This is a genomic window from Mycobacterium sp. SMC-15 (genome assembly GCF_045310925.1).
Classification (GTDB): domain Bacteria; phylum Actinomycetota; class Actinomycetes; order Mycobacteriales; family Mycobacteriaceae; genus Mycobacterium.
Genome location: NZ_JBJIAJ010000009.1, coordinates 171,434 through 191,366 on the forward strand (window position 1 = coordinate 171,434; position 19,933 = coordinate 191,366).

Sequence of the window (19,933 nt, forward strand, 5' to 3'; positions counted from 1 at the left end):
AGACGTGCCACTGCCTGACGAGGTCTATTCCCGGCTGCTTGCTTTCCGCACGCGGCTGAGGCGCTTTGAGCGGTGGAGTGCCGACCAGGCGCAAGCGGCCGGACTCACCCCTGCACAGCACCAGTTGTTGTTGGCGATCCGGGGCCACGGTGACTCGCGGGGGCCGACGGTCGGCGACATCGCGGAATACCTGCTGTTACGCCACCACAGCGCCGGGGAGCTGATCCAGCGGGCCGAAGCCGCCGGTCTGGTCACCCGGGTCCGCGACAGCGGCGACCAGCGGGTGATCCGGCTGCAGCTCACCGAAACGGCGGCGCAGTGTCTGCAATCGCTGACCGAACTGCACGTCAAGGAGCTCGAGAGGTTCTCCGCGGAGTCCCCCCTCGGGCTGTGACATGGCTTTCATGTTTTCGCGATTGACAGGGTGCGCTGGCAGAATCGCCCGGTGAACTTTCGTAACGTCGCCATCGTCGCGCACGTAGACCACGGCAAGACGACTTTGGTCGACGCCATGCTCCGCCAGTCCGGCGCCCTGCAAGAACGCGGTGAGGCGCAGGAGCGGGTGATGGACTCCGGTGACCTGGAGCGGGAAAAGGGCATCACGATCCTGGCCAAGAACACGGCCGTGCATCGCCACAACGCCGATGGAACCGTCACCGTCATCAACGTTATCGACACTCCGGGCCACGCCGACTTCGGCGGCGAGGTGGAGCGCGGGCTGTCCATGGTCGACGGCGTGGTTCTGCTGGTCGACGCATCCGAAGGGCCGCTGCCGCAGACCCGATTCGTGCTGCGCAAGGCGCTGGCCGCTCATCTGCCGGTGATTCTGGTGGTCAACAAGACCGACCGGCCCGACGCCCGCATTGCCGAGGTGGTCGACGCCAGTCACGACCTGCTGCTCGACGTGGCCAGCGATCTCGACGACGAAGCGCAGGCCGCCGCGGAACACGCCCTCGGTCTGCCGACGCTGTACGCATCCGGCCGGGCCGGGGTGGCGAGCACCACCGCGCCCGCCGACGGCCAGATTCCAGACGGCGACAACCTGGACCCGCTGTTCGACGTGCTGCTCGAGCACGTCCCGCCGCCGTCGGGCGACCCGGAAGCGCCGCTACAGGCGCTGGTCACCAACCTCGACGCCTCGCCCTTCCTGGGCCGGCTCGCCCTGATCCGGGTCTACAACGGCCGCATCCGCAAGGGCCAGCAGGTCGCCTGGATGCGTGAGGTCGACGGCGAACCGGTGACCACCACCGCGAAGATCACCGAGCTGCTGGTCACCGAGGGGGTCGAACGCAACCCGACCGAAGAGGCCAGCGCCGGCGACATCGTCGCCGTCGCCGGCATCAGCGACATCATGATCGGTGACACCCTGGCCGATCTGGCCACTCCGGTCGCACTGCCGCGCATCACCGTCGACGAACCGGCGATCTCGGTGACGATCGGCACCAACTCCTCGCCGCTGGCGGGCAAGGTCTCCGGCCACAAGTTGACCGCGCGGATGGTCAAGTCGCGCCTGGACACCGAGCTGATCGGCAACGTGTCGATCCGGGTGGTCGACATCGGCCGTCCCGACGCCTGGGAGGTGCAGGGCCGTGGCGAGCTGGCGCTGGCCATCCTCGTCGAGCAGATGCGCCGGGAGGGCTTCGAGCTGACCGTCGGCAAGCCGCAGGTGGTGACGCGCAAGGTCGACGGCAAGGTGCACGAGCCGTTCGAGCATCTCACCGTCGACTGTCCTGAGGAGTACGTCGGCGCCATCACCCAGTTGGCGGCGGCACGCAAGGGCCGGATGACCGAGATGGCCAACCACACCACCGGGTGGGTGCGGATGGAGTTCATCATCCCCAGCCGCGGTCTGATCGGGTGGCGCACCGACTTTCTCACCGAGACTCGCGGCACCGGTATCGCCAATGCGGTGTTCGAGGGCTACCAGCCGTGGGCCGGCGAGATCCGCGCCCGGCACACCGGGTCGCTGGTGAGCGACCGGGCCGGGTCCATCACTCCGTTCGCGCTGATCCAGTTGGCCGACCGTGGGCAGTTCTTCGTCGAGCCGGGTCAGGACACGTACCAGGGCATGGTGGTGGGGATCAATCCTCGAGCCGAGGACCTCGACATCAATGTCACCAAGGAGAAGAAGCTGACCAACATGCGGTCGTCGACGGCCGATGTGATGGAGACGCTGGCCCGTCCGATCGAGCTCGATCTGGAACAGGCGATGGAGTTCTGCGCGGCCGACGAGTGCGTCGAGGTCACCCCCGAGGTGGTCCGGGTCCGCAAGGTCGAACTGGACTCGACGCTGCGGGCACGCAGCCGCTCCCGGGCCAAGAACCTCTAGGTTTGGGCGCGGTTTTGCGCGCTGCTCGACGGTCTTCGCGCCGGAATCGCCGCCCAGATACCCTGGTGGCCGTGCCGAAACCAGCCCGCCGCGCCCATGTCACGGCGGGGGCACTGGTTTCGGCGACGATGCTGGTACTGACGCAGGCGACCTCGGCGTGCACGGTGAATCCGCCGCCGGCGCCGCAGAGTACGGAGACGCCTAAGAGCTCGGCGCCGCCGCCCCAGCGGATCAGCCAGATCATCATGGGCATCGATTCCATCGGGGCCGGCTTCAACCCCCACCTGCGCTCGGACCTGTCGCCGGTCACCGCGGCGATCAGCGCGCTGGTGCTGCCCAGCGCGTTTCGGCCGATCCCAGACTCCAGCACGCCCACCGGGTCGCGGTGGGAGATGGACCCGACCCTGCTGGTGTCGGCCAAGGTGACCGCCGAAGCGCCGTTCACGGTGACCTACCGGATCCGCCCCGAGGCTTCCTGGACCGACAACGCGCCGATCGCCGCCGACGATTTCTGGTACCTGTGGCAGCAGATGGTCAGCCAGCCCGGCGTCGTCGATCCGGCGGGCTATGACCTGATCACCGGTGTGCACTCCGTCGAAGGCGGCAAGCAGGTGGTGGTCACCTTCGCCAAGCCGTATCCGGCCTGGCGGGAGCTGTTCAACAACATTGTTCCGGCGCACATCGTCAAGGACGTGCCCGGTGGTTTCCCGGCGGGCCTGGCCCGGGCGCTGCCGGTCACCGGTGGCCAATTCCGGGTGGAGAACATCGACCCGCAGCGCGACGCGATCCTGCTTGCCCGCAACGACCGCTACTGGGGCCCGCCGGCGAAGCCGGATCTGGTCCTGTTCCGCCGCGCCGGCTCAGCGGCGGCGCTGGCGGACTCCATCCGCAACGGTGATACCCAGGTGGCTCAGGTGCACGGCGGCTCGGCGGCGTTTGCTCAGCTGTCGGTGATCCCCGGCGTGCAGACCACTCGGGTGGTCACGCCGCGAATCATGCAACTCGCACTGCGGGCTGCGGACCCCAAGTTGGCCGATGTGCGGGTCCGCCGGGCCATTCTGGGCCTCCTCGACGTCGGCCTGCTGGCCACGGTGGGGGCCGGCAGCGACAACACCGTCACCTTGGACCAGGCCCAGATCCGGACGCCCAGCGATCCCGGCTACGTGCCCACCGCACCGCCGGCGATGTCCGAATCGGCGGCGCTGGCACTGCTGCTGGCGGCCGGCTACCGGGTCGAGAAGGATGCGCCCCCGTCCGCATTGGTCCCACCTGCCGGCTCCGCCACTGGTGTGCCGCATCCGCCGGAGATCACCCGGGGGCGGATCAGCAAGGGTGGGGAACAGCTGTCGCTGGTCATCGGGGTGGCGGCCAACGACCCGACCTCCCTGGCGGTGGCCAACACGGCCGCGGACCAGCTGCGCAACGTCGGCATTGCCGCCACGGTGCTTGCACTGGACCCGGTGAAGCTCTACCGGGAGGCGCTGGCCACCCAGCAGGTCGATGCGATCGTCGGCTGGCAGCAGGCCGGTGGGGATCTCGCGACGCTGCTGGCGTCGCGCTACGGCTGCGGGGCGCTGGCCCCCACGACCGTGCCCACCTCGGGCAGCCCGGTGCCGGCACCCTCGACGACTCCGGCCCCGCAGTCCCCAGCGCCTGCACCGGCACCGGCCAAGCCGACTTCGAAGGTTCCACCGCGCTCCTCCTCGCCGGGGGCGCTGGTACAGGCTCCGTCGAACATCACCGGTGTCTGCGACCATGCCATCCAGGCCGAGATTGACGCGGCCCTCGATGGCAGTAAGTCCATCGGCGACGTGATCGCCTCCGTCGAACCACGGCTGTGGAACATGGCGACGGTGCTGCCGATCCTGCAGGACACCACGATCGTGGCCGTGGGCCCCAGCGTCGCCAATGTCAGCCTGACCGGGGCCGTCCCGGTGGGCATCGTGGGCGGGGCCGGAACCTGGCTCAAGCTGCCCTGACGGTGCGCCGCAGACGCTAGGCTTGCCCGGACCGGCGGCGACGGGGGAGAAATCAGGTGGCCGCCAGCTGGAATCGGCGTTAACGAAGTCTTGCGCACAGGCAATTCTTGGGTAAGATTAAGTAAACCTGCGCGGGACTCGTCGGAGGGGGATTAGTCCATGGAACACCTCGCTCACCGCTGCGGCACGGTGGCTGCCGCAGCCCTGGGTGTCGGCGGTCTGGTCGCGGTACTGACGTCGATGACCCCGGCCATGCCCGATGTACAGATTCGTGACATCGACCTGGCCGCGGCGAACGTCGACGTGAGCCCGGGCCTCGACGTCATCGAAAATCACGTCCGCCCGGACTTCGTCGGTAATGGTGGTGCCGACGCCCAGGAGATCAACCTGGGTTCTCTGCTCTTCGGGAGTGGCGACGATGCTTTCGGCATCGGCTCGACGTTCAACGCGGGCGAGGTGGACGAGACCGTGTTGAACGAGCTGACCGGGGGCAGCTTCGACCCGCAGAACCTGCCGATCGGGGTGCCTTTCACGCCGGACCTGAGTGGGTTGGAGATCCCGGGCGCCGGAGCGTTCAGCGGCGGAACCAGTCAGGCCGCCAACATCGCCGCGGCCGACGCAGCAGCCGGCTTCAGCCTCATGCTGCAGGCGATCCCGGACGCGAGGGAGGCCATGAACGCCGCCATCGTCGCGATGCAGGCGGATTTCAACAATGCCCTTGTCGAAGCGCAGCAGGCCGCCGCTGAGCGCCTGGCCGGCGACAATCCCGAGTTGAACGACGTCGTGAACTGGATCTTCAGCCTCAACAACACGGTGCTGGCGCAGAATGAGGCCGCGTTCAACAACATGCTGGGCATCAGCTTCGACACCCACGACAGCCTGCTCGGGCACTTCGACCCGGCGATCCTCGACACCGACTGGACCACCATGCTCGGGTTCAGTCCAGACGCGTTCAACGACATCGTCAACATGATTCAGGGCGACAACCTTGCCCTGCTGTTGGACGGCATCGACTGGGATGGGTTCTTCGCCGGCCTGTTCTGATCGACGCGAGGTTCGCAGGTCCGTTCACCGCTGTGGCGGTAGGGTTTTGGCGTGTCGGATCCGATTCCACGGTTGCTGTTCGTGCATGCCCACCCCGATGACGAGACCCTGACGACCGGGGCGACGATCGCCCACTACGCCGCCCGCGGCGCCCATGTGCAAGTGGTGACCTGCACGCTGGGGGAGGAGGGCGAGGTCATCGGAGACCGTTGGGCACACCTGGCGGTGGCGGGGGCCGACCAACTGGGTGGCTACCGGATCGGTGAGCTGACTGCCGCGCTGCGGGCGCTGGGCGTGGGCGCGCCGCAGTTTCTCGGCGGCGCCGGCCGCTGGCGTGACTCGGGGATGACCGGCACCCCGGCGCGCCGACAGCAGCGGTTCATCGACGCCGACGACGCCGAGACCGTCGGGGCACTGGCGGACATCATCCGGAAGCTGCGCCCGCACGTGCTCGTCAGCTACGACCCGAACGGTGGGTACGGACACCCCGACCACATACACGCCCATCACGTGGCCACTGCGGCGCTGGCCGCCGCGGCACAGGACGCCGATGGCGGCTCCGAACCGGGATGGGTCACGCCGAAGTTCTACTGGACGGTGACCGCAGGCAGCGCCCGGCGAACCGCCCTGGCAGAGCTGCAGGACCCCGATCGGCTGCCGCATTGGACGATGGCGGCCGACGCGGCGGACGCGCAGGTAGTCGGGGACTTCCCCGACGACCGGATCGATGCGGTGATCGAGGCCGCCGAGGCTCGCGCCGCCAAGGTGGCAGCCATGACCGCCCACGCCACCCAGGTCACCGTCGGGCCGACCGGACGGGCGTTCGCGCTGTCGAACAACGTGGTCCAGCCGATCGTGGACGCCGAGCATTACGTTCTGGTCGCCGGTGATGCCGGTCCGCGTGACGCCCGAGGATGGGAAACTGATCTCCTGGCCGGACTTGAGCTCGGTGACGACGGCCACAAGGTAGGCTCCTGCTGAGCAGTTTCTGTAGAGGCACGGACTTAGGTGGTTTAGGCATGGATCCCGATCTGGACCCGAACTTGGAACACTGGCAGTGGTGGCTCGACAGCTACCAGTGGATGGTCGGTTCGTTGGTCAGTCAGCTGGAGAGCATCCCCACTTGAGCCCCGTCGCGTCGCTCATCGAGCCCGCGATGCCCACTGAAACGCCGGTATTCAACTTTGTCGTGCTGGCGCTGCTCGCCCTTGACGGCGCGCTCTGCGCCGTGGCCACCGCGCTACTGTTGCCCGCGCACCTGGGCGCGGTGCCCTTCCCGCTCAGTGCCCTGATCGGGGGTCTGGTCAACGCCGGCCTGGTCTGGGTGGCGCTGCGCTGCGCGTCGTCGCTGCGGTTGGCGGCGCTGCCGCTGTGGGCCTGGTTGCTGACGATCGCGCTGATGACCTTCGGCGGTCCGGGGGACGACCTGATCTTCGCCGACCGCGGCGTGATGGCCTACGGCGTGCTGTTGATGATCGTGCTGGGCAGCGCGCCGCCCGGGTGGGTCCTGTGGCGGCGCCGTCGGGAGCTGGCAGCGGCCTCGACGGCCAGGCAGGCCTGACGGGCCGGCGGGCTCGCGGTGCGCGCTGGGCTACCTGAAAGGCCCGATTGGCGCGGCGGCTACTGTGACGTTTATGGCATGCGCGAGATTCCGGATGCGGGTGACGCGCGGATGACGAACTCGTCGGCACTGCGCCGCGTACTGCGACGGGCCCGCGACGGCGTGCTCCTCAATCCCGAGGAAACCGCCATCGCGATGACCGCGCGCGGCGCCGACCTGGCCGACCTGTGTGCGAGCGCCGCCCGGGTCCGCGACGCCGGACTGGTGTCGGGTGGCCGGCGTGGGCCGGGCGGACGACTGCCGGTCAGTTATTCGCGCAAGGTCTTCATCCCGGTCACCCACCTGTGCCGCGACACCTGCCACTACTGCACCTTCGTCACCGTGCCCGGCGTGCTGCGAGCCCAGGGCAAGCAGATGTACCTGGGGCCCGACGAGATCCTCGACATCGCCCGCCGCGGTGCCGAGTTGGGTTGCAAGGAGGCGCTGTTCACGCTGGGGGACCGGCCCGAGGACCGTTGGCCCGAGGCGCGCCAGTGGCTCGACGAGCGCGGTTATGACAGCACGCTGGCCTATGTCCGGGCGATGGCCATCCGGGTGCTGGAGGAGACCGGCCTGCTGCCGCACCTCAACCCCGGAGTGATGAGCTGGTCGGAGATGTCGCGGCTCAAGCCGGTGGCGCCGTCGATGGGCATGATGCTCGAGACCACGTCCCGGCGGCTGTTCGAGACCAAAGGCCTGGCGCACTACGGCAGCCCGGACAAGGACCCGGTGGTGCGCCTGCGGACGCTGGCCGACGCGGGCCGACTCTCGATCCCGTTCACCACCGGCCTGTTGGTCGGCATCGGCGAGACGCTGGCCGAGCGTGCCGACACCTTGCACGCGATCCGCAAGGTGCACAAGGAGTTCGGGCACATTCAAGAAGTCATCGTGCAGAACTTCCGGGCCAAGGAGCACACCGCGATGGCGGCGGTGCCCGACACGGGTTTCGAGGATTTCCTGGCCACGGTAGCGGCGACCCGGCTGGTGCTGGGCCCCAAGATGCGGGTGCAGGCACCGCCCAACCTGGTGTCGGCGCAGGAATGCCTGGCGCTGGTCGGTGCCGGGGTCGACGACTGGGGCGGGGTGTCGCCGCTGACCCCCGACCATGTCAACCCGGAGCGGCCCTGGCCGGCACTGGACGACCTGGCCGCGATCACCGAGCAGGCCGGCTACGACCTGGTGCAGCGGCTTACCGCCCAGCCGGACTACGTGCTCGCCGGCGCGGCGTGGATCGATCCGCGGGTGCGCCCGCATGTCGCGGCGCTGGCCGACCCGGACACCGGCTGGGCCCGCGACGTCAATCCGGTCGGGCTGGCCTGGCAGGAGCCCGACGAGGTGCAGTCCGCCGGCCGGGTGGATCTGCACACCGCGATCGACATCGACGGTCGAGCCACCGAGACGCGCAGCGACCTGGGCAGCGCCTTCGGAGACTGGGAGTCGATTCGCGAGCAGATCCACGACCTGGCCGCCCGTGCGCCGGAACGTGTGGACACCGATGTGCTGGCGGCGCTGCGTTCCGCCGAACGCGACCCAGCCGGCTGCACCGACGCCGAGTACTTGGCGCTGGCCACTGCGGACGGGCCGGCCATGGATGCCGTTGCCGCACTGGCTGATTCGCTGCGCCGCGACGTCGTCGGCGACGACGTGACCTACGTGGTCAACCGCAACATCAACTTCACCAACATCTGCTACGTCGGTTGCCGGTTCTGTGCGTTCGCGCAGCGCAAGGGGGACGCGGACGCCTTTTCGCTGTCGAACGCCGAGGTCGGCGAACGCGCCTACGAGGCGCACCTGGCGGGCGCCACCGAGGTCTGTATGCAGGGCGGGATCGATCCCGAGCTGCCGGTCACCGGGTATGCCGATCTGGTCCGCGCGGTCAAGGCGCGGGTGCCGTCGATGCACGTGCACGCGTTCTCGCCGATGGAGATCACCAACGGGGTGTCCAAGAGCGGGTTGAGCATTCGGGAATGGCTGATCAGCCTGCGTGAGGCCGGCCTGGGCAGCATTCCGGGCACCGCCGCCGAAATCCTCGACGACGAGATCCGTTGGGTGCTGACCAAAGGCAAGTTGCCGACCTCGATGTGGGTTGAGGTGGTCAGCACCGCGCACGAGGTGGGACTGCGGTCCAGCTCGACGATGATGTACGGCCACATCGATTCCCCGCGGCACTGGGTCGGACACATGCGGGTGCTGCGCGACATCCAGGACCGCACCGGTGGTTTCACCGAGTTCGTGCCGTTGCCGTTCGTGCATCAGAGCTCGCCGCTGTACCTGGCCGGCGGCGCGCGGCCCGGCCCAAGCCATCGCGACAACCGCGCCGTGCACGCATTGGCGCGGATCATGCTGCACGGTCGCATCCCCAACATCCAGACCAGTTGGGTCAAGTTGGGGGTGGAGCGCACCCAGGTGATGCTCAACGGCGGAGCCAACGACCTGGGCGGCACCCTGATGGAGGAGACCATCTCGCGGATGGCCGGCTCCGAGCACGGGTCGGCCAAGACCATCGCGGAGCTGACGACGATCGCCGAGGGGATCGGCCGCCCGGCCCGTCAGCGCAGCACCGACTACGCACCGCTAGCGATCTGACTGCTTCCTCGTCGAGATTGCGTCCAGGGTCGTACAGTTCGACGAATTCACAGCCCTGAATGCAATCTCGGCGAAGGCCAGTTACAGTCGCGCGGCGAGTTCGGTGCCCTGCTTGATGGCCCGCTTGGCGTCGAGCTCCGAGGCCAGTGCGGCCCCGCCGATGATGTGCGGTGTCATGCCTTGCGCCCGCAATCCGTCCTCGAGGTCGCGCACCGACTCCTGGCCGGCGCAGATCACCACGTTGTCCACGGCCAACACCTGCGGGCGTGACTTGTTCGGGCCGTAGCTGATGTGCAGCCCGTCATCATCGATGCGGTCGTAGTTCACCCCGGAGAGCTGCTGGACGTTCTTGGCTTTCAAGGACGCCCGGTGCACCCAGCCGCTGGTCTTGCCCAACTTGCGGCCCTGGGGACCTTCGGTGCGGGCCAACAGGTAGACCTGGCGGGCCGGGGGCGCCGGGTCCGGCGGAATCAGCGCGCCCCTGGCCTCCCAGGGATCGGCGGCACCCCACTCGGCCTTCCACTCCTTGAGGTGCAGCGTCGGTGAGGCATCGGGTGAATCCAGGACCAGGAACTCGCTGACGTCGAACCCGATCCCGCCGGCGCCCACCACCGCCACCGAAGAGCCCACCGGCCTGCCCGCGATCGCCTCGGCATACGACATCACCATCGGATGCTCGATGCCGGGGATCCGCGGGATCCGCGGTTTGACCCCGGTGGCCAGCACCACCTCGTCGAATCCGGTCAACTCGTCGACGTGGGCGCGGCTGCCCAGACGCACCGTCACGGCGTGCTTGTCCAGCATGGTGGTGAAGTAGCGGATCGTCTCGGCGAACTCCTCTTTGCCGGGAATCCTCTTGGCCAGGTCGAATTGGCCCCCGATGAACTCGTTCGCCTCGAACAGCGTCACGTCGTGGCCGCGTTCGGCGGCCGAGACCGCCGCGGACAACCCGGCGGGCCCAGCACCCACCACCGCGATGCGCCGGCGCCGCCGCGTCGGGCCCAGCACCAGCGTGGTCTCGTGACCGGCCCGCGGGTTGACCAGGCAGGAGACCTTCTTGTGTACGAAGGCGTGATCCAGGCAGGCCTGATTGCACGCGATGCAGGTATTGATCTCCTCGGCCCGGCCGTCGGCGGCCTTGCGCACCCAGTCCGGATCGGCCAGCATCGGGCGGGCCATCGAGATCAGGCGCACCGACGTCTCGGCGAGGGTCTGTTCGGCGGCCTGCGGCATGTTGATCCGGTTGGACGCCACCACCGGGATCGTGAGGTGGTCGGCGACCGCGCTGCTGATGTTGACGAACGCATTGCCCGGGACCGAGGTCACGATGGTCGGCACCCGCGCTTCATGCCAGCCGAAGCCGGAGTTGATCATGCTGGCCCCGGCCGCCTCGACTTCGGTTGCCAGCGTGAGGATCTCCTCCCAGCTCTGGCCATCCTCGACGTAGTCGGCCATCGACATCCGATAGCAGATGATGAAGTCGTCGCCGACCGCCGCGCGGGTGCGAGCGACGATCTGCACCGGGAAGCGGCGCCGGTTGGCGGCCGTGCCGCCGTAGCGATCGGTGCGCCGGTTAGTACGCGGTGCCAGGAACTGGTTGAGCAGGTAGCCCTCGCTGCCCATGATCTCCACGCCGTCATAGCCGGCCTCGCGGGCTAATTCAGCGGCTCGGGCGAAGTCGGCGATCGTCGACTCGACCCCGCGCGTGGACAACGCCCGTGGCCGGAAGGGATTGATCGGCGCTTTGAGACTCGACGCGCTGACCGAAAACGGATGGTAGGCATAGCGTCCGGCGTGCAGTAGCTGCAGCGCGATCTTGCCGCCGGCATCGTGCACGGCATCGGTGATGCGCCGATGGCGTCGCGCGTCGGCGCGGGTGGTCATGGCCGAGGCGAACGGCAGCAGCCAGCCCGACCGGTTCGGGGCGTAGCCACCGGTGATGATCAGCCCGACGCCGCCGCGGGCACGCGCCGCGAAGTATTCGGCCAGTTTGGTGGTGTCGCCGGCGCGGTCTTCCAGGCCGGTGTGCATGGAACCCATCACCACCCGGTTGGGCAGGGTCGTGAAGCCCAGATCCAGCGGGGACATCAAGATCGGGTACGGACTGGTGGATTGTGTGGTCACAGTGCCCCCTTCACCTCAGTGCCTGTTCGACCTCGTCGAGCCAGTCGATTGCGCTTTCCTCCGCGCGAATACCGCCGCGCAACACCAGGTACTGATGGAGCGCGGCGCCGGTCAGCGAGCGCGGATCCGGGAATTGCTTCTTCTCCAGGGCGCGGTAGACGTCCAAGCGCTCGCCACGTTCGGCGCGCAGGGCAAGCGCCTGCTCGCGCACCGTGGCGCGGTCGTTGTGGCCGGCGCCGCGGATCTTGACCGCCAGTTCGCGCAGCCGGTTGTCCACCACCGAGCTTCCGTGCCCGGCCAGCGGGGCCGCGATCCAGCGGGCCAACTCCGCGCGGCCGGGCTCGGCGACGGTGTAGACCTTCTTGTCCGGGCGACCCTGCTGGGCCACCTCGGTGACCTGCACCCAGCCGTCGGTCTCCATCGCCCGCAGCGTTCGGTAGATCTGTTGGTGCGTGGCGCTCCAGAAGTAGCCGATCGAGCGGTCGAAGCGGTGCGCGAGCTCATAGCCCGAACCCGACTGCTCGCTCAGCGACACCAGGATCGCGTGGGGAAGTGCCACGCCGGGAAGCATAGGCAGCCGTACGCCACCTATGCAACTAGTTGCACAGCAACTGAGTGCATAGGCTATAGCCGAGTGGGCCGTGGTGGTCGCGGCGCGGCAGCGGCCTCTACTATCAGGACCGATGAATCCGCCCTGCGTCGCCGCAGCCCCGTGAGTCCCGTGCGCGGCGGCAGATCGGCCGCACTGCCGACATTTCCGTGGGACACCCTGGCCGAGGTGACGGCGCTGGCCAAGGCGCACCCCGACGGCATCGTGGACCTGTCCGTCGGCACCCCGGTCGACCCGGTTGCCCCGGTGATCCGCGAGGCATTGGCCGCGGCCTCGTCCGCGCCGGGTTACCCCACCACCGCCGGCACTGCGGCGCTGCGCGCCTCGGCGGTCGCCGCGCTGCAGCGGCGTTACGGGATCACCGGCCTGGCGGAGTCAGCGATTCTGCCCGTCATCGGCACCAAGGAACTCATCGCCTGGTTGCCGAGCCTGCTCGGCCTGGGCGACCAGGACGTGGTCGTGGTCCCGGAACTGGCCTACCCGACCTACGAGGTGGGCGCCCGGCTGGCCGGGGCTCCATGGGTGCGCAGCGATGCTCCGCAGCTTCTCGAGGGCCCGCCGCCGGCCTTGGTGTACCTGAATTCGCCGAGCAACCCGACCGGGGCGATCGCGACCGCCGACGAGCTGCGCGCCGTCGTGGGCTGGGCCCGCGAGCACGACGTGCTGCTGGTCTCCGACGAGTGCTACCTGGGCCTGGGCTGGGACGCCGAGCCGCGCTCGGTGCTGCACCCGGCGGTCTGCGACGGCGACCACCGCGGACTACTGGCGGTGCATTCGCTGTCGAAGACGTCCTCGCTGGCCGGGTACCGGGCCGGCTTCGTCGCCGGGGACGCGGCGGCGGTGGCCGAACTGCTCGCCGTACGCAAACACGCCGGGATGATGGTGCCCACCCCGATCCAGGCGGCCATGGTCGCCGCCCTCGACGACGACGCCCACGAGCAGCAGCAGCGTGAGCGCTATGCCCGTCGCCGCGCAACGCTGCTGCCCGCGATGCAGGCCGCCGGGTTCACCATCGAGTTGTCCCAGGGCGGGCTCTACTTGTGGGCCACCCGCGGCGAGGCGTGCCGGAACACCGTCGAATGGCTGGCCCAGCGCGGCATCCTGGTGGCGCCCGGCGAGTTTTACGGACCGGCCGGTGCGCACCACGTGCGGGTGGCGCTCACCGCCACCGACGAGCGGATTGCCGCAGCGGCCACCCGGCTGGGTTAGCCGCCTGGCGCGCCGCATTCGCCGGTCAGAATCCGCTCGATCGCGTCGTGCTCCGCCTGGGTCACCCACAGGCCGTAACCCGACTTCACCGCGACGATCCGCGAGACGTAGGTGCAGCGGTAGGACTTGTTGGGCGGTAGCCAGGTGGCCGCGTCGCCGTCGCCCTTCTGCTCGTTGATCGGCCCGCTGGTGGCCTGCAGGTTCAGCGGATCGTTGGCGAAGTTGCGGCGGGTCAGCTCATCCCACTGCTGGGCGCCTTTCTGCCAGGCATCCGACAACGCCACCACATGGTCGATCTGTACCGCCTGAGAAGTACCCCGACCGCGCTGGAAGGCGATCGCGGTGCCGGTGTAGGGATCGTTCAAGACACCGGATGTCACCACGCAATCGGTGGTGCCCGGCTTGACCTCGATGTCGACCAGGTCGCGGCGCAGGATGTCATTGCGGGTGTCGCAGCCGTTGTGCCCGCCGGGCACCGTCACGTCATCGGTCCAGGCCTCGCCGAACAGTGCGCGCGAGTAGCCGGTCTTGGGCGCGCGGCCCTTGATCGGCAGCGTGTCCAGCATGGCCAGCTCGGCCGGACCGTCGGCGCTGCCCACCGGAACCGGGTCGGCTGCGGCCGGTACGACGCTCAGCAGGGCCGCGGTGAGCGCGGCAAAACACGCCGGCCACCTGCGTCGCTGGTCGACCACGGCACCTCCACTCCCGGTGGTTCAGCGAGGCTCGACGAAGGAGAGGCGAAGCTGGAACCGCCGCATGAACCCGGTGGTTCAGCGAGGCTCGACGAAGGAGAGGCGAAGCTGGAACCGCCGCATGAAACCGGTGAACAGTCGCGGACGCTACCAGCGTGCCCCGACACAAGCGATGCGCGCTGTTCGCCGCGCGCCATAGGCTGAGCGGATGCGCATCCATCCCGAGGTCGCCGATGCGTTGGCCGCCGGCCGGGCCGTGGTGGCGCTGGAGAGCACGATCATCAGCCACGGTCTGCCTCGTCCGGACAATCTGCGCATCGCCCGCGCCATCGAGCACGCCGTGCGCGCGGCGGGCGCGGTACCGGCCACCATCGCGATCCTCGACGGCCAGCCGCACATCGGTCTCGACGACGACGCGCTGCACCGTATCGCCACCGGTGGCACGGCGATCAAAGTCAGTGTCCGCGAGATCGCGATGCTGGCCGCGGTGGGCGGCGACGGTGCGACCACGGTCGCCTCGACCGCGCACCTGGCGGCGGCGGCCGGTATCACGGTGTTCGCCACCGGCGGGTTGGGCGGTGTGCACCGCGGCGCCGGCGACAGCTACGACGAGTCGGCGGACCTGACCACGCTGTCGCGCACCCCGGTACTGGTGGTGTGTTCGGGCGTGAAGTCGATTCTGGACATCGGCGCCACGTTGGAGCGGTTGGAGACGCTGTCGGTCGGGGTGATCGGCTACCGCACCGACCGTTTCCCAGCGTTCTACCTCGCCGACTCCGGCCACCCGCTGGACTGGTGGGTGCAGACGCCGAAACAGGCTGCCGCGGTGCTGCGCGCCCGCGACCGGCTGGGCACCGACGGCTACGGTTTGGTGCTGGCCAACCCGATCCCCGCCGATGCCGAGCTGGACCGCGAGCTGCATGACCGGGTGCTGGCCGACGGGCTGGCCGCCGCCCAGGCCGCGGACGTCCACGGCAAGGACGTCACCCCGTTCTTGCTCGACTACTTCCACCGCGAGACGCACGGCGCATCGGTGTCCGCCAACGTCGCGCTGGTGCTGGCCAATGCGCGGCTGGCCGCCGAGATCGCCGTGGCTTACGCCGCCGGGTGACCGAGCACGGCAGCGCATCTGGGCGCATCCTGGGTTATGGACGCCATCACCGAAGTACCGGTTCCGGTCAACGAGCCGGTCCATGACTACGCCCCGGACTCGCCCGAGCGCACTCGGCTGCGCGCCGCACTGGCCGCGCTCGCCGACCAACCACGCGACTTGCCGCACGTCATCGCCGGCCGGCATCGGATGGGCGATGGTGAGCGCATCGACATCGTCGCCCCGCACCGGCACGCCGCCGTGCTGGGCACACTGACCAACGCCACCCACGCCGACGCCACCGCCGCCGTTGAAGCCGCCGCCAAGGCCAAGAACGACTGGGCGGCAACCCCATTCGACGAGCGCGCGGCCATCTTCCTGCGAGCCGCCGATCTGCTGGCCGGCCCGTGGCGGGAGACCATCGCCGCCGCGGGCATGCTCGGTCAGTCCAAAACCGTCTATCAGGCCGAGATCGACGCGCCGTGCGAACTCATCGACTTCTGGCGGTTCAACGTCGCGTTCGCCCGTCAGATCCTGACGCAGCAACCCATCAGCAGCCCGGGGGTGTGGAACCGCACCGATTACCGGCCGCTGGACGGGTTCGTCTACGCCATCACCCCGTTCAACTTCTCCTCGATCGCCGGCAACCTGCCCACCGCCCCGGCGCTGATGGGCAACACGGTGATCTGGAAGCCATCTATCACCCAGACCCTTGCCGCGTTCCTGACCATGCAGCTGCTGGAAGAGGCCGGGCTGCCGCCGGGGGTGATCAACCTGCTCACCGGTGACGGGTACGCGGTTTCCGAGGTGGCGCTGGCGGATTCGCGGCTGGCCGGAATTCACTTCACCGGCTCGACGGAGACATTCCGCGCGCTGTGGCGTCAGGTGGGTGCCAACATCGACCGGTACGGCAGCTATCCACGACTGGTGGGGGAGACCGGCGGAAAGGATTTCGTGGTGGCGCACGCTTCGGCGCAGCCGGAGGTACTGCGTACGGCGCTGATTCGCGGTGCCTTTGACTACCAAGGTCAGAAGTGCTCGGCCGCCTCGCGGGCGTATATTCCCCGCTCGCTGTGGCGGCGATTCGGCGACGACCTGCTGGCCGCCACGGCAGAGCTGCGCTACGGCGACGTCACCGACCTGACGAATTTCGGTGGCGCACTCATCGACGGGCGGGCGTTCGCCAAGAACGTGCGCGCCATCGAGCGCGCCAAGGCCGCCGCTGGTGTCGAGGTTGCGGTCGGCGGTGGCTACGACGACAGCGTGGGCTATTTCGTGCGGCCCACGGTGCTGCTCGCCGACGATCCGGCCGACGAGATGTTCAGCACGGAATACTTCGGCCCGCTGCTGTCGGTGCACGTTTACCCCGACGAGCATTACGAGCAGATTCTCGAGCTCATCGACACCGGATCGCGCTACGCGCTGACCGGGGCGGTCATCGCCGAGGACCGGCACGCGGTGCGTAACGCGCTGCAGCGGCTGCGGTTTGCTGCCGGGAACTTCTACGTCAACGACAAACCGACCGGTGCGGTGGTGGGGCAGCAGCCGTTTGGCGGGTCGCGCAACTCGGGCACCAACGACAAGGCGGGCTCGCCGCTGAACCTGCTGCGCTGGACGTCGGCGCGAACGATCAAGGAGACCTTCCTGCCGCCCACCGAGCACGGCTACCCGCACATGGCGGCGCCGTAAACCTGATACCCTGGGGGGTATGAGTCATTACCAGGAAGTCCTCAACGAGCTGAACCCACAGCACCGCGACCTTCGGCAGCAGATTCCCGGCGTCTACCAAGCGTTCGGCGAAATGAGCAAGGCCACGTTCGAATCCGGCGCCTTGGACCGCAAGGTCAAAGAGCTGATGGCCATGGCGATCGGGGTGGTGCAGGGCTGCGACGGATGCATCGCCTCCCACGCCCGGGCGGCGGCACGCGCCGGGGCCACCAAGCAAGAGGCCGCCGAGGCCATCGGCGTCAGCATTCTCATGCACGGCGGTCCGGCCACCATTTACGGGGCCCGTGCCTACACGGCGTTCTGCGAATTCGCCGACGCCACCGATTGACGATTCGGTGTTGAGCCGGCCGGGCTAGCGGCCGATCACCCTGGCGATGCACATTTCCGGTTCGACGAACGGTTCCAACTCCGCGCTGCCGCCGGGAGCGTTCTCGGCGTTGAGCAGCCCACGCAGCAGGCCCCGGTGCATGGCGCAGCTGACCTCCGGGTGCGCCCGCGCCAAATCGCGAACCGGACACGCGTGCAGCAGGATCGTGCGGCGGCTGCCATCGCCGTCTTCGGCGGCGGTGAGTTCCGCGCCGAACCCCATCCGCGCGAAGATCCCCGCGATCCGGTCGGCGCACGCGTCGATCCCGGCGTCGGGGGCCGATCCGTTCGGCGTGGCGGCATCCTCGGCGGAGTCGTCGGAGGCCACGATCCGATCGGCCCAGCGTTGGCCGGCCCGTTCGGCGCGTTCCTGACGCTCGGCGACGGTCTCGCCGAGTTCCATCGCCAATATCTCGGCCAGGCTGCGGTAGTCCAACCGATCACGGACAGCCACGTAACCCGTGCGGGGTCGCCCGACGCCGTCGCGTTTGATCCGGGTCCGGGCAACCGCCCCGTCCTCGCACAAGGCGTCGAGGTGGAACCGCACCGTGGTGACGTGCAGGTGCATCCGCTCGGCGAGCTCGGCGGCATCGACTGCACCACTGGCAGCGCCCACCAACCGCAGCACCCGTTCCCGCTGCTGGTTGCGTGGCAACCGCTGACTGCGAGGGGTGCCGTGCCGCTGGCCGGACTGGTCGTGCATGGGAGTACCTCTCCTTGAGGAGTTGCCCACAAATTAAGGGAACTAATTCGTTAATACCACTTGGGGCGGTCGGCCGTCGTCCGGTTGGTCGGCTGGGCCAGCGCTGGGGACCGGGTAACGTCCCCCAGATGCTGCTGACCTCGCTGGCTGCCGACGGCTCGAACGCCTCGGACATCGCCGATGCGGTGCGTATCGATAACACCCTACTGAGCCGTGCCGAGTTGAGTGCCACTTCGGCGGCAGTGCACGAAGATCTTGCCGGCGTGCCGACGGTCGCGGTGTTGGCCACCCCAACGGCGCAGACCGTGCTGGCGGTCACCGGATGTCTGCTCGCCGGGGTACCGGTGGTGCCGGTCCCGGCTGACGTGGGCGTCGCCGAACGCCAGCACATCCTGCGCGACTCGGGTGCGGGGGCCTGGCTGGGGGAGCGACCCGACGACCTCGCCGGCCTGCCGCACTTCCCGGCGCGCGCCGGATCGTCGCACCAGGTGCCCGAAGTGGGCGAAGAAGACGACACCGCGTTGATCATCTATACCTCCGGCACCACCGGCCCGCCCAAGGGTGTGCAGCTGAGCCGGCGGGCGCTGGCCGCGGACCTCGACGCGCTGGCCCAGGCCTGGCAGTGGAGCCCCGATGACGTGCTGGTGCACGGCCTGCCGATGTACCACGTGCACGGCTTGGTGCTGGGTCTGTTGGGCTCGCTGCGGGTGGGCAACCGCTTCATACACACCGGCAAGCCGACGCCAGAGGCGTACGCAGCCGCGGGCGGCACGCTGTATTTCGGGGTGCCCACCGTGTGGTCGCGGGTGGTGGCCGACGCGGGCGCCGCCGCAGCGTTGCGGCCGGCGCGGTTGTTCGTCTCGGGCAGCGCGGCGCTGCCCGTCCCGGTCTTCGACGCACTCGTCGCGCAGACCGGTCACGCCCCGATCGAGCGGTACGGCAGCACCGAATCGCTGATCACGGTGAGCACCCGCGTCGACGGCGAACGCCGCCCGGGATGGGTGGGCCTGCCGTTGCACGGGGTACAGACCAAGCTTGTCGCTGATGACGGCGGCCCGGTGCCGCACGACGGCGCGACGATCGGGCGGCTCGCGGTGCGCGGACCGACGCTTTTCAACGGATACCTCAACCGGCCCGACGCGACCGCCGAGGCGATCGATGCCGATGGGTGGTACCGCACCGGGGATGTGGCGGTGATCGACGGCGATGGCATGCATCGGATCGTCGGCCGTGAATCGGTCGATCTGATCAAGTCTGGCGGCTTCCGGGTCGGGGCCGGTGAGATCGAGACGGCGTTGCTGGGCCATCCGGCGGTTTCCGAAGTGGCCGTCGTCGGATTGCCCGACGAAGACCTGGGGCAGCGGATCGTCGCGTTCGTCGTTGCTTCACCGGACAGTTCTGCGCAGCCCAGCGAATTGATCGACTATGTCGGTCAACAGCTTTCGGCTCACAAGCGGCCACGTGAGGTACGGATCGTGGATGCCCTGCCGCGCAATGCGATGGGAAAGGTACTCAAGAAGGCGTTGCTGACGTAGGCTCCGCTTGCGCGAATCGATACCAGAAGGGTGGCCGTGTGAAGCCAAGGAACCGATTCAGTCTCGCCGCTGTCACCGTCCTCGCCTGCACGACGGTCCTGCTCGGCGGGTGCTCGGAGGTGGAGAAGGTCATCAACAAGGGTGGCGATACCACGTGCGGAGAGTTCAACGGCCACACCGACGAGAAGCAGCGCTCCGAAATCTCCAAGATGCTCAAGGACTCCAAGGGCGGCGAGCCGTCGAACCTGGAGCTGTCGGGAACGCAGATCGCGGTCAGCGCCTACTGCAAGACGATCGGGAAAGACAGCGACAAGATCAGCAGGGCGATGCTGTAGCGC

Annotated in this window: 16 protein-coding genes and 1 pseudogene; 13 read left to right on the forward strand and 4 right to left on the reverse strand. The window is 68.8% G+C overall.

Annotation, left to right across the window (positions count from 1 at the left end; genetic code table 11):
- Positions 1-4: 4 nt before the first annotated feature.
- The 7 genes from ACJH71_RS14990 (at position 5) to ACJH71_RS15020 (ending at position 9,538) form a co-directional block, all read left to right on the forward strand.
- Positions 5-394, forward strand: coding sequence for a MarR family winged helix-turn-helix transcriptional regulator (locus ACJH71_RS14990; RefSeq protein WP_125079740.1), 390 nt, complete (start codon positions 5-7; stop codon positions 392-394).
- Positions 395-445: 51 nt separating this feature from the next.
- Positions 446-2,329, forward strand: coding sequence for a translational GTPase TypA (gene typA, locus ACJH71_RS14995; RefSeq protein ID WP_406758792.1), 1,884 nt, complete (start codon positions 446-448; stop codon positions 2,327-2,329).
- 65 nt (positions 2,330-2,394) lie between these two features.
- Positions 2,395-4,308 (forward strand): ABC transporter family substrate-binding protein, encoded by a 1,914-nt coding sequence (locus ACJH71_RS15000; protein ID WP_406758793.1) that lies wholly within the window; start codon positions 2,395-2,397, stop codon positions 4,306-4,308.
- 159 nt (positions 4,309-4,467) lie between these two features.
- Positions 4,468-5,352 carry a hypothetical protein gene (locus ACJH71_RS15005; protein ID WP_406758794.1) on the forward strand — a complete coding sequence of 295 codons (885 nt, stop codon included), beginning with the start codon at positions 4,468-4,470 and terminating at the stop codon, positions 5,350-5,352.
- A 51-nt stretch (positions 5,353-5,403) separates the two neighbouring features.
- Complete coding sequence (mshB, locus tag ACJH71_RS15010; protein ID WP_406758795.1) at positions 5,404-6,333, forward strand: N-acetyl-1-D-myo-inositol-2-amino-2-deoxy-alpha-D-glucopyranoside deacetylase; 930 nt, start codon at positions 5,404-5,406, stop codon at positions 6,331-6,333.
- A gap of 175 nt (positions 6,334-6,508) precedes the next feature.
- Entirely contained in the window at positions 6,509-6,913 is a 405-nt protein-coding gene (locus ACJH71_RS15015) for a hypothetical protein (protein ID WP_406758796.1), read from the forward strand.
- A gap of 78 nt (positions 6,914-6,991) precedes the next feature.
- On the forward strand, positions 6,992-9,538 hold the full coding sequence (locus tag ACJH71_RS15020) for a bifunctional FO biosynthesis protein CofGH (protein WP_406758797.1): 2,547 nt from the start codon (positions 6,992-6,994) through the stop codon (positions 9,536-9,538).
- 81 nt (positions 9,539-9,619) lie between these two features.
- Here the strand turns inward: ACJH71_RS15020 and ACJH71_RS15025 are convergent, their stop codons facing one another.
- On the reverse strand, positions 9,620-11,626 hold the full coding sequence (locus ACJH71_RS15025) for an FAD-dependent oxidoreductase (protein WP_406758856.1): 2,007 nt from the start codon (positions 11,624-11,626) through the stop codon (positions 9,620-9,622).
- A 46-nt stretch (positions 11,627-11,672) separates the two neighbouring features.
- Positions 11,673-12,221, reverse strand: a complete 549-nt coding sequence (locus ACJH71_RS15030; protein ID WP_406758798.1) for a PadR family transcriptional regulator — start codon at positions 12,219-12,221, stop codon at positions 11,673-11,675.
- A 162-nt stretch (positions 12,222-12,383) separates the two neighbouring features.
- Here ACJH71_RS15030 and dapC point away from each other — a divergent pair, with 162 nt between their 5' ends.
- Positions 12,384-13,481: a succinyldiaminopimelate transaminase gene (gene dapC, locus ACJH71_RS15035; RefSeq protein WP_406758857.1), complete on the forward strand. Its 1,098-nt coding sequence runs from the start codon at positions 12,384-12,386 to the stop codon at positions 13,479-13,481.
- 8 nt (positions 13,482-13,489) lie between these two features.
- On the opposite strand, the pseudogene ACJH71_RS15040 reads toward dapC, so the two are convergent.
- Positions 13,490-14,173 (reverse strand): annotated as a pseudogene (locus ACJH71_RS15040) (HNH endonuclease family protein); the annotation flags it as partial.
- Positions 14,174-14,381: 208 nt separating this feature from the next.
- Here ACJH71_RS15040 and ACJH71_RS15045 point away from each other — a divergent pair.
- Genes ACJH71_RS15045 through ACJH71_RS15055 form a run of 3 tightly spaced genes read left to right on the forward strand, consistent with a single transcriptional unit; the run spans position 14,382 to position 17,319 of the window.
- Positions 14,382-15,284 (forward strand): pseudouridine-5'-phosphate glycosidase, encoded by a 903-nt coding sequence (locus ACJH71_RS15045; protein WP_406758799.1) that lies wholly within the window; start codon positions 14,382-14,384, stop codon positions 15,282-15,284.
- Positions 15,285-15,320: 36 nt separating this feature from the next.
- The gene (gene pruA / locus ACJH71_RS15050; protein WP_406758800.1) at positions 15,321-16,952 is read left to right on the forward strand and encodes an L-glutamate gamma-semialdehyde dehydrogenase; all 1,632 of its coding nucleotides are present in this window, start codon (positions 15,321-15,323) and stop codon (positions 16,950-16,952) included.
- Positions 16,953-16,971: 19 nt separating this feature from the next.
- Complete coding sequence (locus ACJH71_RS15055) at positions 16,972-17,319, forward strand: carboxymuconolactone decarboxylase family protein (protein ID WP_406758801.1); 348 nt, start codon at positions 16,972-16,974, stop codon at positions 17,317-17,319.
- 24 nt (positions 17,320-17,343) lie between these two features.
- Here ACJH71_RS15055 and ACJH71_RS15060 read toward each other — a convergent pair whose 3' ends face one another.
- Entirely contained in the window at positions 17,344-18,060 is a 717-nt protein-coding gene (locus ACJH71_RS15060; RefSeq protein WP_406758802.1) for a helix-turn-helix transcriptional regulator, read from the reverse strand.
- Between the two features lie 128 nt (positions 18,061-18,188).
- On the opposite strand from ACJH71_RS15060, the gene ACJH71_RS15065 reads away from it, so the two are divergent.
- The gene (locus tag ACJH71_RS15065) at positions 18,189-19,595 is read left to right on the forward strand and encodes an acyl-CoA synthetase (protein ID WP_406758803.1); all 1,407 of its coding nucleotides are present in this window, start codon (positions 18,189-18,191) and stop codon (positions 19,593-19,595) included.
- Between the two features lie 38 nt (positions 19,596-19,633).
- Positions 19,634-19,930 (forward strand): hypothetical protein, encoded by a 297-nt coding sequence (locus ACJH71_RS15070; RefSeq protein ID WP_406758804.1) that lies wholly within the window; start codon positions 19,634-19,636, stop codon positions 19,928-19,930.
- The last annotated feature ends 3 nt before the right edge of the window (positions 19,931-19,933 follow it).

Coding starts and splice junctions, on each gene's coding strand:
- ACJH71_RS15025 (WP_406758856.1), bottom strand. CDS start 11,626: ATGTCCCCGCTGGATCTGGGCTTCACGACCCTGCCCAACCGGGTGGTG.
- pruA (WP_406758800.1), top strand. CDS start 15,321: ATGGACGCCATCACCGAAGTACCGGTTCCGGTCAACGAGCCGGTCCAT.
- ACJH71_RS15015 (WP_406758796.1), top strand. CDS start 6,509: ATGCCCACTGAAACGCCGGTATTCAACTTTGTCGTGCTGGCGCTGCTC.
- ACJH71_RS15060 (WP_406758802.1), bottom strand. CDS start 18,060: ATGCACGACCAGTCCGGCCAGCGGCACGGCACCCCTCGCAGTCAGCGG.
- ACJH71_RS15045 (WP_406758799.1), top strand. CDS start 14,382: ATGCGCATCCATCCCGAGGTCGCCGATGCGTTGGCCGCCGGCCGGGCC.
- ACJH71_RS15005 (WP_406758794.1), top strand. CDS start 4,468: ATGGAACACCTCGCTCACCGCTGCGGCACGGTGGCTGCCGCAGCCCTG.
- ACJH71_RS15020 (WP_406758797.1), top strand. CDS start 6,992: ATGCGCGAGATTCCGGATGCGGGTGACGCGCGGATGACGAACTCGTCG.
- ACJH71_RS15065 (WP_406758803.1), top strand. CDS start 18,189: ATGCTGCTGACCTCGCTGGCTGCCGACGGCTCGAACGCCTCGGACATC.
- ACJH71_RS15055 (WP_406758801.1), top strand. CDS start 16,972: ATGAGTCATTACCAGGAAGTCCTCAACGAGCTGAACCCACAGCACCGC.